The following is a 15,162-nucleotide window of genomic DNA, read 5'->3' on the forward strand; positions in this document are numbered from 1 at the left end:
GCAGTGGAGCGAAAAGCAGAAGGCGCAGATACAGACGTATTTACAGGCTATAATAAAGTAAAAGCGATGCTGCCCATCTCAAATCTCAAGGAACTGCCCGCCATGAAACCCATTTCATCTCTCAATCTTTTACTGATCTGTTTGCTTGCTGCCTGTCAAACGACACAACAACCCCTTGCCAATCCTTCTCCGACGCCATCTCCAACCCCCTCTCCCCTGCCAACAACCGTTCAAGCGTCTCCCCTACCCAGCCCAAGTGCAACCGTTTCAGCCACCCCCAGCCCAGAACCCACAGAATTTCCAACCGTTCTGCCCATGCCCAGTTCTGTTCCGCAGGTTGCATCCACACCACGTCCCACCCCCACCCCAAAACCCAGTATCCCCCCTGATCCGATCGAACTGAACAAACTAAACATCACAATTCAAACATATTTAAGCGCAGTCAACCAACAGGATCTGAATGGTTTGACTCAAACCCTCAGCAATAACAATGTCTACTCAAATCAGGTCAAAGCGATGGGGAATACCTACTTCAACAAATTCCCCTATCCTCTCCCGCTTAAATTTATTGGTTTCAGCTCCCTTTCAAGTTTGAATGCGACCACCCGCAATGTCATCGCAGGCGCTGATCTCTACAACAATAACAAGAGCTATCCCATCAAATTGGGCTTTATCAAAGTCAACGATAACTGGTTAATTGATACCATCTATATGCCCAAAACCATTTCCGCTCCCTCCCCTTAATCCCTCAGAAAACTTCAAAAAAAAAACTGAATCAAGTATCTCTCTTAAGTGAAATCCAGCGGGATGAACAGAGAGAGGCTGCCTTTGCAAGCTATCCGCGCTATAATCAATCTGCAACTTCATTCAAGCTGGAGGCCCCCTTATGAAACGTCTAAGTCTGTCTCTGATCCTGGCATTGAGCCTGCAACCTGCCCTTCAGGCAGAAACCCTACAGGAGCTCAGTCACTCTCCGATTGAAAAAGTCACGGCCTATCAAGGCCAAGGCATTGTCAGCCGAGAAGCAAAAACCACCCTCAAAGCGCCTGGCGATTACCGTCTACGTATCAGTGATATTCCGCTGAATATCGTCGGCGATTCTCTGCACGTCAAAGCCTTGGGCAGCAACAATATCACCATCCATACTGTTCAACTCATGCCTTTGCCCCCCGGCCAGGAAAACAGCGAAACACAGAAATTACGCGTTCAACTCAAAGATTTGGAAAATAAGCTGGCCAAACTTGAAAACACCCATCAACTTAACCAACGCTCTCAGCAATGGCTCAACAGCTATTGGTCTCAGGTCTCAAACAAATCAACTGCCTATCCACAACCTGCGGAATGGCAAAAAACGCTGGATTTTCTCAGCCTCAATCAAGGCCGGATTTTAGAAAGTGAAACCCAAGTCAACGCTCAGAAACAGGTTTTGCAAATCAAACTGGCCGAAGTGCAAAAAAAACTTGCCGAACAAACCAGCCGTATGCAGAACAAAACCCAGGCTGCAGTGGTTTATTTCACAGCAAAGACAGCGGGAGAAATCAACTTTCAATTGAGTTATCTGATCGCAGGCATTCATTGGACGCCCTCCTATGATGCCCGCCTGGATGAAAAAGCAGGCAAACTCTCTCTGACCTATTACGGAGATTTGGTTCAACAAACAGGAGAAAGCTGGAACGATGTTGAACTCAGCCTCTCCACATCTGCCCCGCAATTAAATGCCGCCGTGCCCCTACTCGAACCCTGGGTAATTACCGATCGCATGCCCGCCCTTGAACAGAATCGTCAGATGCTGAATGGGCCTGCCAGCCAGTTCCGCGATGAGGCTCCCATGGAAGCCGAAACGAGCAGTTCAGAAGAAGATCTCGACGGCTCCGGTTATGCCGAAAGCGAAGTTCAAACCCAAGGGCTTTCTGTCATTTTTGCCATTCCGCAAAAGGTAAGCATTGAAAGTTCTCCCCATGCCCGCCGGGTAGCCATTGCCACCCGCAGTTTCAAATTTGAACCGGAGTATCAGGTTGTTCCCAAACTTTCCCGCCGGGTTTATATGCGCGCCCGTTTCCGCAATACAGGCGATTTACCCCTTTTGGCAGGCCAAATCCGAAATTACGTCGATCTCGACTATACAGGCACCAGCCAGATTCCCTTGGTGCGCCCCAATGAAGAAGCCAGCTTGAATTTCGGCATTGATGAAAATATTCGGGTTCAGCGCCGTGAAGGAACCGATCAAAACAGTTTAATCGGTCTGATGCGCGATACCCGACGCCGTGAAATGAGCTACGAAATTGAAGTCTCAAACTATAAAAGCAAACCCGTCAAAGTCATGGTCTGGGATCATTTGCCCTTGATCCGTCACGATCAGATTCGTCTGCAGGTGCTGAATATTCAACCCAAAGCCCAGGAACAGACCAAAAATAATTTATTGCGCTGGGAACTTGAGCTTAAACCCCAAGAAAAGCAGATTATCAAGGTTTCCTATGCCGTAGAACACCCTACCAGCCTTGAGGTCTACAGCAATTTTACCAACGAAATTCAAAGCCCCCGGCGCAAGAATATGCAAAGGCAACAATACGAAAAGTTTTAAGACTTTTCTAAGGCCAAGCGCGCCATAAACTGTGCCTGCCCCAGCTCAAAAGCCTCACGTCCTTCAGCTGTCAGCCAGGGATACAAGAGACCCAGCAAAAGCTCAGTATAGTGCAGCAAGCGTTGAGGTTCAGCATCATCGCGCAGAATCGTGGCTTCGCTCATCCAGGCATTGCCAACAATAAAATAATGCTCAACCAGGCGACTAAAGGCCGGGCTGTCTAAGGGCAGCAAAGCCCAGCCACGGGCATTCAAGAGCTTAAAAATCTGCCTTAATTCGGCCTGGCGAACTTCCTGCAAAGCCCTGAAATGGGCTTTGATTTCAGGATACGTTCGCATAATACTGACAAAATCATGCATCAGAAACTGATAGCGGTATTGTATTTCCAGCATTCGGTAGGTTTTTTGAAACGCATCCAAAAAACTGAATTCACGCACCTGCAAAGCACGTAAAGTTTGATCAAATTCGACCACCAACTGCTGATAAAGCGCCATCACCAAGTCCTGCTTATGTGGGAAATGGTAACAGAGATGCCCTTGGCTGATCCCCAAAGCCAGAGCTATTTGGCGGGTAGTGACTTTTTCATGGCCTTCGGCATTGAAAAGCACGAGGGTCTGGGCTAAAATTTTTGCTTTGGTTTTCATAAACTTAGTATACTTGACCTAAAAATAAAATTTTAGTACACTTGACCTAGTAGATTTGACCTAGATTGGAGATTTGACCATGAAAGTTTTGATCGCAGGTGCTGGAATCGGGGGCCTGGGAATGGCTTTGGCCCTTGAAAAATTTGGGATTGAGGCCGAAATATTTGAAGCCGCGCCCGTGCTCAAAGCGGTTGGAGCCGGGCTCTGGGTGGCGCCCAATGGGCTTGAAATTCTCAATCGCATTTCCCCTGAGCTCAAACGCAAGGTACAGGAGGCAGGACAGGAACTCGCCTTTTCAAGCGTTGAAGATCTTCAGGGACACCAACTTTCAGGCTTCAATGCAGCACACTTACGCAGCCGATATGGTGCAGGCCCTCTGGCCATCAAGCGCGCAGATCTGCATCAGATTTTAATCCAGGCACTTAGAAAGACAACCCTGCAAACGGGTAAACGGCTGCAAAGTTTTATCACAGATGAAGATCAAATCGTGCTGGAATTTGAAGACGGCAGCCAAACCAGGGGAGATCTCTTGATCGGAGCTGATGGTCTGCGCTCCAGGGTACGCCAGTCCTTATTCGGAGACATTCCTTTGCGTTACAGCGGTCAAACCTGCTGGCGAGGCCTCGCCCCCCTGCAACTTCCGGCCCCCTGGCAAGGAAAGGGAATGGAACTCTGGGGAGACAAACCAGGCTTAAGAGCCGGCTTCTCTCCGGTTTCAGCTCAAGAAGTTTATTTCTATCTGACCCAGGCGCTCCCTGCAGGGGGAAAAGATAGTCCAGAAACACTCAAAAGTGAACTGCTCAAGGCCTTTGCCGCTTTCCCCCCCCTGATCTCTGAGTTGATTCAGGCCACTCCCCACGAAGCCTTTCTGCGCAATGATCTGAGTGATTTTGTACCCTTGAACCACTATGGCAAAGACCGCGTCTTTCTGCTCGGCGACGCAGCCCATGCCACTACGCCCAATCTGGGTCAAGGAGCCAATCAAGCCCTTGAAAGTGCCTGGGTTCTGGCAGAAAGTCTGGCGCAAAACCCAGAGGATCTGCACAAGGTTTTGCAACGCTACGAAAGCCTGCGCATCCCGCGTGCACGCAGAATTGTTGAAACCTCCTGGAAGATCGGGCAACTCAGCAATCTGAAACGGGGGCTGCGTCTGCGCAATTGGTTCATGTCACACCTACCAGCATCGCTGACTGAAAAGCAATTGCAGGCAGTCTTTCAAATTCCCGCCAGCTGAGTTAAACTCTGTCTATGCCTGAGGACTCAAAAAAAGACCCCAAAATCAATAATAAGTACATCGTCGGTGGAGTTGCCCTGTTTTTGGGCATCGTCATTCTCAGTCAATTCTATTTCCGTCAATTGAGCCCTGAATCGCGTGAATTCCATCGTTTTATTGAGCAAATGCCACTTGAAAAAATTCAAGAAATTCGCATTGAGCCCTATACCGTGCTCTCACTGACCGACCATACACTCGTGATTCGTGACAAGCAACAGATCGCTGAAATTGCATCCGCGCTGCGGCAAGCTCCTGCAATAGGCTTGAATCACCCAGAAGCCAACTGGGTCGCCATTCTGAGAATCATAGCCGACCGCGAATATGGTGGGCAGATTGAAAGCACCCGCAACCAGGGAGTGGTAATGTTGTATGCCAGCAATGTCAGAGGGGGCTGGAATTATGGCTCCTATCGTGCCGACAGCCTGGGCCCGCTCTTAGAGAAACTTGCAAAAACAAATTAAAGTTGCTCACGCCGCCTGGGCAAGCGGTGCAATTTTTGCCAAAGCTTGCTGAGAACGGGACCCATGGGTCTGTCTTTCAGGCAAACCGCTCGAATCTCCCCCTCATACACGCGGTAGCCCTCCATTTGCTCAAAGGGCTGCAACAATCCCTGTTTGAGTTCTGGCTCAATCAAAGCATGGGGCAACATGCCATAACTGCGCCCTGAAAGAATCACCTGCTTCTTGGTATGCACGTCATTCACATACCAATGCTGGCTGAGCGGGTTGATGCCAAAACCGCCGGCAGTGTTCCCATGGCTGCTGTGGGTACGTTCAATCACCTGAATAAACGGGGCGAGCTCCGTCTCAGTCACGGGTGCCACCTGTTTCAGCAAAGGAAAATTCGCAGCCACCATCGTGCTAACCTGAAGACAGGCCACTGGCAGGCTGAGCAAATCCCGCCGGCGTTCGAATCGCGGCTCCCAGCCCATGATCGCCAGATCGCAGTCCTTTTGAAGCAGACGCTCCAGCGAGCCGCCCAATAATTCACAATGAATATGCAATTGCGTACAGGGATATTCCCGATTGGTTTCATGAAAAGCCGCAAGAATCTGCGGCAAAAGATAATAGCCATCCACCGCCAGATGCAGGGCAGGCTCCAGTCCTGTCGCCATTTGGGCGCTGAAACTTTCCAGGTTCTCAATCTCTTTGAGCAGGGGTTGAACCCTTTGATAAAAAGCTTCGCCCTGAGGAGTCAGCACCGGACGATAGCCTTCGCGCGAAAAAAGCGCAAAACCCAGGTGTTCTTCAAGGTTTTGAATCGCACGTGTCACTGCAGGTTGAGTTACATTCAAGACCTCATGGGCAGCTTTGGCAAAACTGCCAGCCTGCACCACCGCCGCTAAGGTTTTTAAATGTTCAAATTTCATTTATTCTCTAAAATCAATAAATAATTATTATAATCTCAATAATAATATCATACTTTTGTTTATATTCTAACGCCCTTTATACTCAGATTATCAAGTTCAAAACGAGGTATCAGAAATGAACAGCACCGCAATGATTCGAAATTCCCGCAAAGGCCTTTTGGCCTTGAATATCGCCCTCTGGTCAGGACAAATTCTCTTGGCCCTGCTATTTGGCATGATTGGAAGCATGAAACTCACAACCCCTCTTGCCACTTTGGTTCAATCCCTGCCCTCTCTGGCTGGAATGCCCGAAGGTCTGATACGCTTGATTGGACTTTCAGAGCTGGCGGGAGCCTTGGGCTTGATTTTACCTGCAGCAACGCGTATTTTGCCCCTGCTCACGCCTTTGGCTGGCCTGGGGCTGACCACCGTCATGGTACTGGCAGCCGCCTTTCACCTGATGCGGGGAGAAATGGCAGGTTTGGCCATGCCCCTCTTGCTGGGCAGCATCAGTTTGCTGATCAGTTGGGGACGCTATCGCTGGTTGCCGATTGAAAAACGCTGACCCCTTTAAAAAGATTCAAGAAAGGATATCGACCATGTCTGTTCAACCCGCACTGTATATTCCCCATGGAGGCGGCCCCTGCTTCTTTATGGATTGGACTTGGGGCCCTGCTGACAGTTGGGATAAACTCGCTGACTGGCTTAAAAACCTCAGACACACCCTGCCCGTGCCCCAGGCGATCGTGGTGGTTTCAGCCCATTGGGAAAATTCTGCCGAAGTCTTGATCACGGGGCATGCCCAGCCCCCCCTACTTTACGATTATTATGGTTTTCCCGAGCATACCTATCAACTGAGCTATCCCGCCCCGGGAGCGCCAGATCTGGCCGGAAAAATTCAAACCCATCTGGCGGCCCAGGCCATCCCTGCGCGGATAGATGCAGAACGGGGCTATGATCATGGGGTCTTTATTCCGCTCAAACTGATCTATCCCGAAGCCCAGATCCCCGTGGTTCAGATTTCACTTCTGGCCAGTCTGGATCCGGCCCGGCATCTCGAAATTGGCAAAGCCCTGGCGCCGCTGCGTGAAGAAGGCGTCCTGCTCTTGGGCAGTGGCATGAGCTTTCACAATCTGCGGGTCTTTGGACAAAACGTGATGGAGCAGTCTCAGGCCTTTGATGCCTGGCTGACACAGACCCTGCAAGCCTCAGCAGAAGAGCGCAACCTCGCTCTGGCAGATTGGGCAAAAGCGCCTTCTGGCCGTTTCTGCCACCCGCGCGAAGAGCACCTGCTGCCGCTGATGGTGGTCGCAGGTGCAGCCGAGAGCGCAAAGGGTGAAAAAGTCTTTACAGACGCGATTATGGGCTCTCAGATTTCAGCCTTTCAGTTCAATTGAGGTTTCTCAATCCGGGTTTGCAGATTTTGGGCCTGGGCCCAGGTCTGCAAAAGCCGGGCACAAAGGGCAAGCGCGGGTTCAAGCTCAGCCTGTCCGCCAAAATCAAAGAAAACCAGGCCCAAATGCTGGGTTTCTGGCCCAATACAGGTACGCTCGGAATCGCTGCTGGGATTGCCAAAAGGCCCCAAAGCGTCACAAAGTACAGGCAAAGCCTCGATATTCAATAAACCGCGCCCCAAGGCGGAGTAAACCATCTCACGCTGGCCACGCTCAAGATGAACCGGAGGCAGAACTTTTGTGAGGTCATAGCCCCCGATCGAATACCCCGTTTCAAGTGAAACCCGATTGATAATATCCACGCAGTTGTTGATGCGATAAAGCCCCTGTCCTTTGCTCAGGCGACGGTGCAAAGCCTCTGCGGAAAGCCGGTAACGGCTGGGATCCTGCCCCAGCGCTTTGTAAGCTCTGCGGGCCGCGTTGAGGGGAGGCAAGGCGTGAATCAAGGTATTGTCCCAAGCCGCTTTTTCGACCAGCAGGGATTCAGTCTCTTGCCAAAAAGCTTCAGGTGAAGCCTCAATCTGAACCTCTGCTCCCAGAAGCCCCAGACGCAAAGCAGGGCAGGCCTTAAGTACCGTTTCAGAAACAGTGATGGCGTCAAACATCCCCATTCTCTCCTCACAGGTTTTACATTCAGAATACAAAAAAAGAAACCAGCCCAGGAAAATTTCCTGGGCTGAAAAAAATATTTTTCAGGTCTAATCGAGCGCCTGAAAACGCTCCATATTCTTGATCAGGGTTTCAAATTCAGGTTCTGACAACATCTTGATATACACCATGCTGTCGAGCCGCTCTTCCCGTTCTTCATCACTCTGTGTCAGCATGCTCATAAAAAAACGAATCAGGGATTGAAACTGGTCATCGGAAAGTCCTCGCAGAATCTTGAGACTGTCAAGGGTATCACGCTTGACCACTTCCTTGGAAAATTCTTTTTCCAGAGTTGCCATTTGAAAATTACCTTCTTCCGCTTACAATGCACTTTTCACGCTTCTGTCAGTCTAACTTCTGAATTGTGAGCTTGGCAACAAATAGCCCGGTTATGGTTCAATGTTTTTATGTCCAGCCAACCCGTCTCTGTCACCACCCTGACCCGCGCCATCAAAGAAGCGCTTGAAGCGTCTTTCCCTTACCCTGTAAGGGTAGAGGGCGAAGTCTCCAATTTTCGCCCCCATTACTCAGGCCATGCCTATTTCACACTCAAGGATTCCTTTGCCCAACTTGCAGCCGTGATGTGGAAATCGCGTGCCATCAACCTGCCCTTTGCCCTTGAAGACGGCCTGCAGGTGGTTTGCACAGGCACGGTTACTCTTTATGAAAAAACCGGGCGCTACCAATTCAATGTGCTCGAAATGCACAAGGCGGGCAAAGGCGATTTACAGGCCCGTTTTGAAGCCCTCAAACGTGAACTCTGGGAAGCCGGGCTCTTTGATGAAGCCCATAAATTGCCCCTGCCCACCTATCCTGGCCGGGTCGGCGTGATTACCTCCCCCACTGGCGCAGCCCTGCGGGATATTCTCTCAGTGGCCCGCCGCCGCAATCCCACCATCCCGCTGCTGCTGCGTCCGGCCCAGGTACAGGGTGAGGGAGCCGCAGCCGATCTGGCCCAAGCCATTCGTGATCTCAACCGCCACGGGGGCGTGGATGTGATTCTGCTCGGACGGGGTGGAGGTTCGCTCGAAGATCTCTGGGCCTTTAATGAGGAAGAACTGGCACGGGCCATTTTTGCCTCACGGATTCCGATAGTTTCAGCCGTGGGGCATGAGATCGACTTTACGATCGCCGATTTTGTCGCTGACAGTCGGGCAGCAACCCCTTCAGCCGCCGCTGAACTGCTCATTCCCAACCGCGAAGAAATGCTGGGCCAGCTTTATTATTATCAAGACAAGCTGGCGACCCAATTATTGCGACGCGTTCAAATCCAACGCCACCGGCTGGAAAGTTTAAAGCAGCACTATATCCTGCGCAAACCTGAATTGCTTTTAAGCCCCCACCAGGAAGCGCTGAAGCGTCAGCAAACGCTGCTCGCCCAGGCCTATACCCACCAGCTTCAAGCCAAAAGACAGGCCCTGGAGCTTCTGAAAAGCCGACTGCAAGGGCTCGACCCCCGACAGGTGCTGGAAAGAGGCTTTGTCATGGTCGAACAGCAAAATCAACCCATCACGCGGGCTGAGGCCCTCAAATCTGGCCCCGTGCGTCTGATCTTCGCCCAAGGTGTGCGCACGGGCCAATTGGCATTAAACGAAGAGAATTGAGAAAGAACCCATGACCAAAAAGAAACCTGTTTTTGAAGAATCGCTGGCAGAACTGGAAAAACTGGTTCAGAAACTGGAAGGGGAAATTCCCCTGGCCGACGCGATTGCGGCCTTTGAAAAAGGCCAGGCCCTGATCAGCCAGTGCGAAACCCAGCTTCAGGAAGCCGAACAGAGTGTAAAACAACTGGTTCACAGCGGCAGTGAAGACCTCGAAGAATTCAGCGAAGAACCTTTTTTTTAAGAGGAACTTGCATTCTTAAAAATCCCCTGATATTATTAAATGTATAATTTACACTAAAACACGAGGCCTGCCATGCCTGAATATTTTCGCCCCTCGGTCACTGTGGATCTTCTGATTTTTGATTGGACAGCCCGCCAGCTTTCTTTGCTCCTGATTCAAAGAGGCAAAGATCCCTTTGCGGGTACTTGGGCCTTGCCCGGTGGGTTTATTGAAGCAGAAGAAACCCTGGAAGCCTCAGCCCGCAGAGAATTACAGGAAGAAACAGGGCTTGAAGTAGGAGATTTGGCAGTTCTGGGAACCTATGGCGATCCCGGACGCGATCCACGGGGACGCACCCTGACGGTTGCGTATATGGCCTTTACCACAGAGCGCCCCCAAGTCAAAGGCCAGGATGATGCCCTCGCGGCAAAATGGTATCCGATTTCCGCTTTGCCGGATCTTGCTTTTGACCACGCTCAGATTATTCACGATGGCCTCAAATACCTCAAACACCAACTGCATAACAGTTTTGCAGGAACCCTGCTCAATCTGCCCAATCGCCAACCCTTGCCCGATCAAGCCCTGCTCACAATCCTACAAGACTTCTGCTTTTGACGCACTGTTTCATAGACGCTTGAAAGCAAGTCGGTTTATACTCTCTATCTGAGTATCCCTGCTCAATTTGCCCCATTTTTAAGCGTCCATTTCAGGGTGCCAGTTCAGGAGAGGTCAGGTATTTTTCATGACGGAGTCAGCACTCCCGCCTTTGGCAGAACAAATTCTGCGTTTTCTCTATGAAACCGATCCGGTCAATGCCACCGGTCTGGGAATTCATGACTATGACTATCATTATGCCGATTTTAGCCCCGAAAAACGGGCCGAAATTCTCAAGCAAAAAAAAGCTTTTCTACAAGAACTGAAAGCCCTTGAAGAAAGTCATCTTTCCAGCGAAGATCAGGTGGATCTTTCCATTCTGCAATCTCAGCTCAGTACTCAGATTTATGAGGAAGAAGTTCGCGAGAATCTGAAACGCGACCCTTCTCTCTATCCCACAGAAGCACTGTATGGGGTGCAGCAGTTGCAAATCAACTATAATCTGCCGCTGGATCACCGGGTATTGGCCATTATCGGCCGCCTTAAAGCCATGCCTCGCCTATTTGAACAGGGCATGGCCAATCTGCGCAGCAACCCCAGCAAAATTTCAAAGGTTTCGATCAGTGTCGCGCGCGACTCGGTCATGGCCGGGCGTCAGTTCTTAGAAGAAATCGTGCCACAATTTTCAGGCACCGTACCCCATTATTTTAAGGATTTGCTTGAAAGCAATACCCAGGCACTGAAAGCCCTCCACCATTACCAAAAATTTCTCGATGAACTGGAACCCCAGGCCCAGGATAGCCTGGCTTGCGGCAAAGAACATTTTGATTTTCTCTTGCGCAATAAATACCAACTCGACTATCACCTCGACGAAGTGCTTGAGATTGGCCGTGAAGCGCTCAAAGAAACTGAACGTCTGATCGCCGAAGTGGCCCAGGAGCTGAACCCCGGAAAAACCTGGCGCGAACAGGTTGAAGAGTTGAAAAACAAACACCCTGAAGCTGATAATCTGCTCCAGGCCTATAAAGCCGAGGCTGAACGGATTCGGGATTTTGTCGTCAGCGAAAATCTGGTCACCCTGCCGGAAACAGAGACCCTGGCGCTGATGGATACGCCGATTTTCCAGCGCAGTATCATGCCCTATTCCGGCTATGTTTCTCCTGCCGCCTTTGAAGATCATCAAACCGGCTATTTCTGGGTCACCCCTGTACAAGACAGCCTGAGCGACGAAGACAAACACAAACATCTGCGTTCTCACAATATCTATGATGTGACCCTGACCACCGTTCACCACGGCTATCCAGGGCAACACCTGCTCTTTGTGCAAACCCACCAACACCCTTCACGGGTACGCAACAGCTTTCCCGATCCCTTTCTGGCATCGGGCTGGCCCCTCTATTGCGAGGAAATGCTCTATACCGAAGGGCTCTATACCGATCTGAACACCCGCTTGTTTCAGCTCAAGGACCAACTTTGGCGTGACTACCGCGTAATCATTGATACCCAACTGCATTTGGGCCAGATGGATTACGAGACAGCAGTACAAACGCTGGTTGAAAAGGTCGGCCTGGATCCAGCCAGTGCAGAGGCAGAAGTCAAGCGTTACGCACTTTTCCCAACCATTGCAATTGGCTATATGTTTGGCAAACGCGAAATTATCCGCATGCGCCAGGAAATTGCAGAACTCAAAGGCGACGATTTCTCATTGCTGAAATTTCACAACAATCTGCTCAGCTTTGGCATGTTGCCGCTTTCACAATTGCGCCGCCTGATGCTAACGCATTACGGTCTGGAAGCCTAGAACACAAACAACGCAAGCCCCTGGAAAATACCAGGGGCTTGTTTTTTTTAAACTGGCTTCAGCCCTTCAAGGATTCTCGATCTCACAACGCTCTTCACCACAGCTCAGACCGACTTCAGCAGCCATTTCGTGCTCAGCAGCGCTCTCCTGCTGACACTTTTGCAATATCTGGGTGAAAACGGCCACGGGTTGCGCGCCTGAAACCGCGTATTTCTGATCAAAGACAAAGAAGGGAACCCCTGTAATGCCTATATTTCGGGCTTCACAGAGGTCGGCATCGACCTCATTGAAAAAAGCCTGGGGATCTGCCAGGGTCTTGCGAATGGCTTCGGGCTCCAGCCCCACTTCTGTCAACAAACGCACCAGGGTTTCGGTCTCGCCCAAATGCTCAGATTCGCTGAAATAAGCACGCAGCAACCGTTCTTTCGCCGCCCCCTGAAGCCCTTCCTGGGCTGCCAGATAGAGCAGACGGTGCACATCCAAGGTGTTCGTCCGTTTGGTTTTTTGAAGTTGCAAATCCAGCCCAACCTGGGCGCCCATGTTTTGCACACGCTCCATCATCTGCAGAATTTGTTCCCGGCTCTGGCGGTACTTCTGCATTAAGGCCGTTAGGGTGTCTTCGCTTCCGCCACGGGGAGAATCAGGATCCAATTCAAAACTGCGCCAAATCACTTCCACTGGCTCCGCAGCAGAAAAATCCGCCAAAGCAGCTTCAAGATGGCGTTTGCCTATATAACAAAAAGGGCAGACCACATCTGACCAAATTTCAATACGCATCGTTCATTACCTCGTCCTATAGAATACCAGCAATTCTTTGATCTGACTCAAGGTAATTTGCCCTGTTTCAGCTCATAATAGCCACAGAATGAGGGACTATCGCTGGAGGACAAGAAAATGAACACGATTTCACCTGCCTATTTGCAAACGCTTGAAAGCTTTCGTGCAGGCCAAACCCTGACACAGGCAGCCAACAGTCCCCGTATTCAAAACAGCCATTTACAGCTTCAAACCGGCGAAACCAGCCAGCGGATTTCAATTGAGGACTATCTGGCTGCTCCCCATGCCTTGGGAACTTCCCCCATGCAGGGAAGTTTGGAACTGCAGCTTGAAAACGGGCAAAAGCTCTCTATTCCGCTCTCTGAAATGAGCCAGGACAAACTTCAAGCAGCTCTGAATCAGGCCTTGCACAATTTAAACCTGGGCACAGCTCAAAAACTTACCCAGGGAACAGGCCCTCTGCTGGAGCAAATTCGTCACGGAGCCCCTGATCCGCAACGCGGGCCAGAGGTATTGGTCAGTTTTCTGCGCCAGCATTTTCAAGCCCTCGACAGCGACAAAGACGGCTGGCTCTCGGAACAAGAGCTTCAGAGTGCTTTGCGTTCCACCCAATACAATGATGCTCAGAAAGCGCTTTTGAACCGTGTCTTGGTCAATCTCTCCGATCTTGAAGAGTACAGCAATGACGAATGGGGAGACGAAAATGATGGCGTCACCTTAAAAGATCTTGAGGTCTTTCTCGCAGAAAGCAAAAACCCTGAAAATGAATCCGTCACACAAAGCCTAACCGGTTGGGTGAGCAGTGCAAATGGCAATTCTGCACGGGCTTATCAGCTTTTTTCCATGCATATGCATCTGCTCGACAGCGATCATGACGGTTTCGTCACCCGTGAAGATCTGCGTCTGGCCAGTCAAAACAGTCGGTTTTCAAGTGCTGAGCGCGCCTGGTTTGCCTATTTATCTGAACAAGTGGGTGAAATTGAAGAGCTCTCAAATGATGAATGGGGGGACGAAAATGATGGCATTACCCTGCATGATATGGAAGCCTTTCTCAAAACAAACCAGGATCATGGCATTCAACTGCCCAGCTTTCACCCCGAAATCAGAGGAGAACTCAATTTAAAAGTCAGAGACGCCAATGGTTTTAACCAGCCTGGCAGAAATGACCTTTCAGGCGTGATCTCAGGACATTTAAGCCTTGATCGCAGCCTGCTGGATCAGGCTCTGAGCTTGCTTCAGAAACAGGATATTCCCTATGTCTCGATTACGAATACCTGTTTCAATCCGCAAAGTAAAAGCTACGAAATTTCCATTTCCACGCTGCTCGACGATTTTAAAGTCAAACTCGGTATTTCACCAGAGGGCCTTCCCTACCTCGAACTCAGTGAAAACTGGCTGCCCAATGACCCGATCTTAAAACTGATCGAAGCAGGCCTTCACAGGCAGCTCGGTTCCCAGCTCAGTGAAAACGCAAAATTGAACCGTGTGGGCAACCGGCTCTATTTCATCCCCAAGCTTGAACAATTGCAGGTGCCTCTGAATAACCGCTATGTGACCCTCGAAGAGCTGCGCTTAAAACCCGAGAATGTGCGGTTTGAATTTGATCGCGATGGCAATTTCAAGCTCCATTTGCAAGGGGTCGAAGTGCGTGGCAGCAGCGGGGATCAGCCACTTTCAAGCACGGCTCAACCTGATCAGGGGCAGTTTCAAATCAAAGTTGCCCTGGATCTGGATGAAAAGCTCAAGATTCAGGCCAGCGCCCTGGATCTCAGTGGTCAGGCCCAAATCCAACTCGATTCAAAAGAGCAGGCCGAACTGGCTCAATACCTGCGTACCCACCTCGACAAAGAACTAGCGGAAGCGTTTATTCAATTGGTTTTTCTCAACCAGGGCCAATTGGATCTGCAGAACTTGAATGCAGGGGTTGAACTCAACAGTCGTCAAGGAAAGGTATTTATAGAGCTTCTGGGTGAAAAACTACAGATTTCACAGGCCGGAAATGTTTTGCAAAGCTTGGATCTCAGTTTGCTCGCCCCCTTTTTCAGACATGACTGAGCGAGAAAGGCAAAGACACTAAAATAATAGATGAGCGCTGGGATGCAGTCTGCGCAAGCTATCAGGTTTTTGAGTGAACAATCCTGTTTATCGGGCTCACCGTAAAACTTCGGCCTTCAGGCCGGAGATATAAGGTGTAGCGCTGGCAACAGCGCCCTCAAAA

The 15,162-nt window shown here is 50.3% G+C and carries 16 protein-coding genes; 11 read left to right on the forward strand and 5 right to left on the reverse strand.

What is annotated here, in order from left to right; all coding sequences use genetic code 11:
* Positions 1 to 3 precede the first annotated feature (3 nt).
* Together COW20_24720 and COW20_24725 are read left to right on the forward strand one after the other, a co-directional pair.
* Positions 4 to 744, forward strand: coding sequence for a hypothetical protein (locus COW20_24720; protein ID PIW44236.1), 741 nt, complete (start codon positions 4 to 6; stop codon positions 742 to 744).
* A gap of 142 nt (positions 745 to 886) precedes the next feature.
* On the forward strand, positions 887 to 2,581 hold the full coding sequence (locus tag COW20_24725) for a hypothetical protein (GenBank protein ID PIW44237.1): 1,695 nt from the start codon (positions 887 to 889) through the stop codon (positions 2,579 to 2,581).
* Here COW20_24725 and COW20_24730 read toward each other — a convergent pair.
* Positions 2,578 to 3,225, reverse strand: coding sequence for a hypothetical protein (locus COW20_24730; protein ID PIW44238.1), 648 nt, complete (start codon positions 3,223 to 3,225; stop codon positions 2,578 to 2,580). The genes COW20_24725 and COW20_24730 overlap by 4 nt on opposite strands.
* A 79-nt stretch (positions 3,226 to 3,304) precedes the next feature.
* Here COW20_24730 and COW20_24735 point away from each other — a divergent pair, with 79 nt between their 5' ends.
* Positions 3,305 to 4,459 (forward strand): FAD-dependent oxidoreductase, encoded by a 1,155-nt coding sequence (locus COW20_24735; protein PIW44239.1) that lies wholly within the window; start codon positions 3,305 to 3,307, stop codon positions 4,457 to 4,459.
* Between the two features lie 14 nt (positions 4,460 to 4,473).
* Positions 4,474 to 4,959, forward strand: a complete 486-nt coding sequence (locus COW20_24740; GenBank protein ID PIW44240.1) for a hypothetical protein — start codon at positions 4,474 to 4,476, stop codon at positions 4,957 to 4,959.
* Here the strand turns inward: COW20_24740 and COW20_24745 are convergent.
* Positions 4,956 to 5,867 carry a hypothetical protein gene (locus tag COW20_24745; GenBank protein PIW44241.1) on the reverse strand — a complete coding sequence of 304 codons (912 nt, stop codon included), beginning with the start codon at positions 5,865 to 5,867 and terminating at the stop codon, positions 4,956 to 4,958. The two genes, COW20_24740 and COW20_24745, sit on opposite strands and share 4 nt — an antisense overlap.
* Before the next feature lie 130 nt (positions 5,868 to 5,997).
* Here COW20_24745 and COW20_24750 point away from each other — a divergent pair, with 130 nt between their 5' ends.
* Both COW20_24750 and COW20_24755 read left to right on the forward strand, forming a co-directional pair.
* On the forward strand, positions 5,998 to 6,411 hold the full coding sequence (locus tag COW20_24750; protein PIW44242.1) for a hypothetical protein: 414 nt from the start codon (positions 5,998 to 6,000) through the stop codon (positions 6,409 to 6,411).
* Between the two features lie 34 nt (positions 6,412 to 6,445).
* A complete protein-coding gene (locus tag COW20_24755) occupies positions 6,446 to 7,243 on the forward strand; it encodes a dioxygenase (GenBank protein ID PIW44243.1) in 798 nt (265 codons plus the stop codon).
* On the opposite strand, the gene COW20_24760 is transcribed toward COW20_24755, so the two are convergent.
* Positions 7,231 to 7,911, reverse strand: coding sequence for a hypothetical protein (locus COW20_24760; protein PIW44244.1), 681 nt, complete (start codon positions 7,909 to 7,911; stop codon positions 7,231 to 7,233). The two genes, COW20_24755 and COW20_24760, sit on opposite strands and share 13 nt — an antisense overlap.
* Positions 7,912 to 7,998: 87 nt before the next feature.
* Positions 7,999 to 8,247 carry a hypothetical protein gene (locus tag COW20_24765; GenBank protein ID PIW44245.1) on the reverse strand — a complete coding sequence of 83 codons (249 nt, stop codon included), beginning with the start codon at positions 8,245 to 8,247 and terminating at the stop codon, positions 7,999 to 8,001.
* Between the two features lie 108 nt (positions 8,248 to 8,355).
* Here COW20_24765 and xseA point away from each other — a divergent pair, with 108 nt between their 5' ends.
* The 4 genes from xseA to COW20_24785 all read left to right on the forward strand — a co-directional run bounded on the left by xseA (position 8,356) and on the right by COW20_24785 (position 12,167).
* Positions 8,356 to 9,552 carry an exodeoxyribonuclease VII large subunit gene (gene xseA / locus COW20_24770; protein PIW44246.1) on the forward strand — a complete coding sequence of 399 codons (1,197 nt, stop codon included), beginning with the start codon at positions 8,356 to 8,358 and terminating at the stop codon, positions 9,550 to 9,552.
* A 10-nt stretch (positions 9,553 to 9,562) separates the two neighbouring features.
* A complete protein-coding gene (gene xseB / locus COW20_24775) occupies positions 9,563 to 9,793 on the forward strand; it encodes an exodeoxyribonuclease VII small subunit (GenBank protein ID PIW44247.1) in 231 nt (76 codons plus the stop codon).
* Positions 9,794 to 9,865: 72 nt separating this feature from the next.
* Positions 9,866 to 10,387 (forward strand): NUDIX hydrolase, encoded by a 522-nt coding sequence (locus COW20_24780; GenBank protein PIW44248.1) that lies wholly within the window; start codon positions 9,866 to 9,868, stop codon positions 10,385 to 10,387.
* Positions 10,388 to 10,514: 127 nt separating this feature from the next.
* A complete protein-coding gene (locus COW20_24785) occupies positions 10,515 to 12,167 on the forward strand; it encodes a hypothetical protein (protein ID PIW44249.1) in 1,653 nt (550 codons plus the stop codon).
* Between the two features lie 66 nt (positions 12,168 to 12,233).
* On the opposite strand, the gene COW20_24790 is transcribed toward COW20_24785, so the two are convergent.
* Positions 12,234 to 12,944: a disulfide bond formation protein DsbA gene (locus tag COW20_24790; protein PIW44250.1), complete on the reverse strand. Its 711-nt coding sequence runs from the start codon at positions 12,942 to 12,944 to the stop codon at positions 12,234 to 12,236.
* A 117-nt stretch (positions 12,945 to 13,061) separates the two neighbouring features.
* On the opposite strand from COW20_24790, the gene COW20_24795 reads away from it, so the two are divergent.
* Positions 13,062 to 14,999 (forward strand): hypothetical protein, encoded by a 1,938-nt coding sequence (locus COW20_24795; GenBank protein ID PIW44251.1) that lies wholly within the window; start codon positions 13,062 to 13,064, stop codon positions 14,997 to 14,999.
* The last annotated feature ends 163 nt before the right edge of the window (positions 15,000 to 15,162 follow it).

Source organism: bacterium (Candidatus Blackallbacteria) CG13_big_fil_rev_8_21_14_2_50_49_14 (assembly GCA_002783405.1).
Lineage (GTDB): Bacteria > Cyanobacteriota > Sericytochromatia > UBA7694 > UBA7694.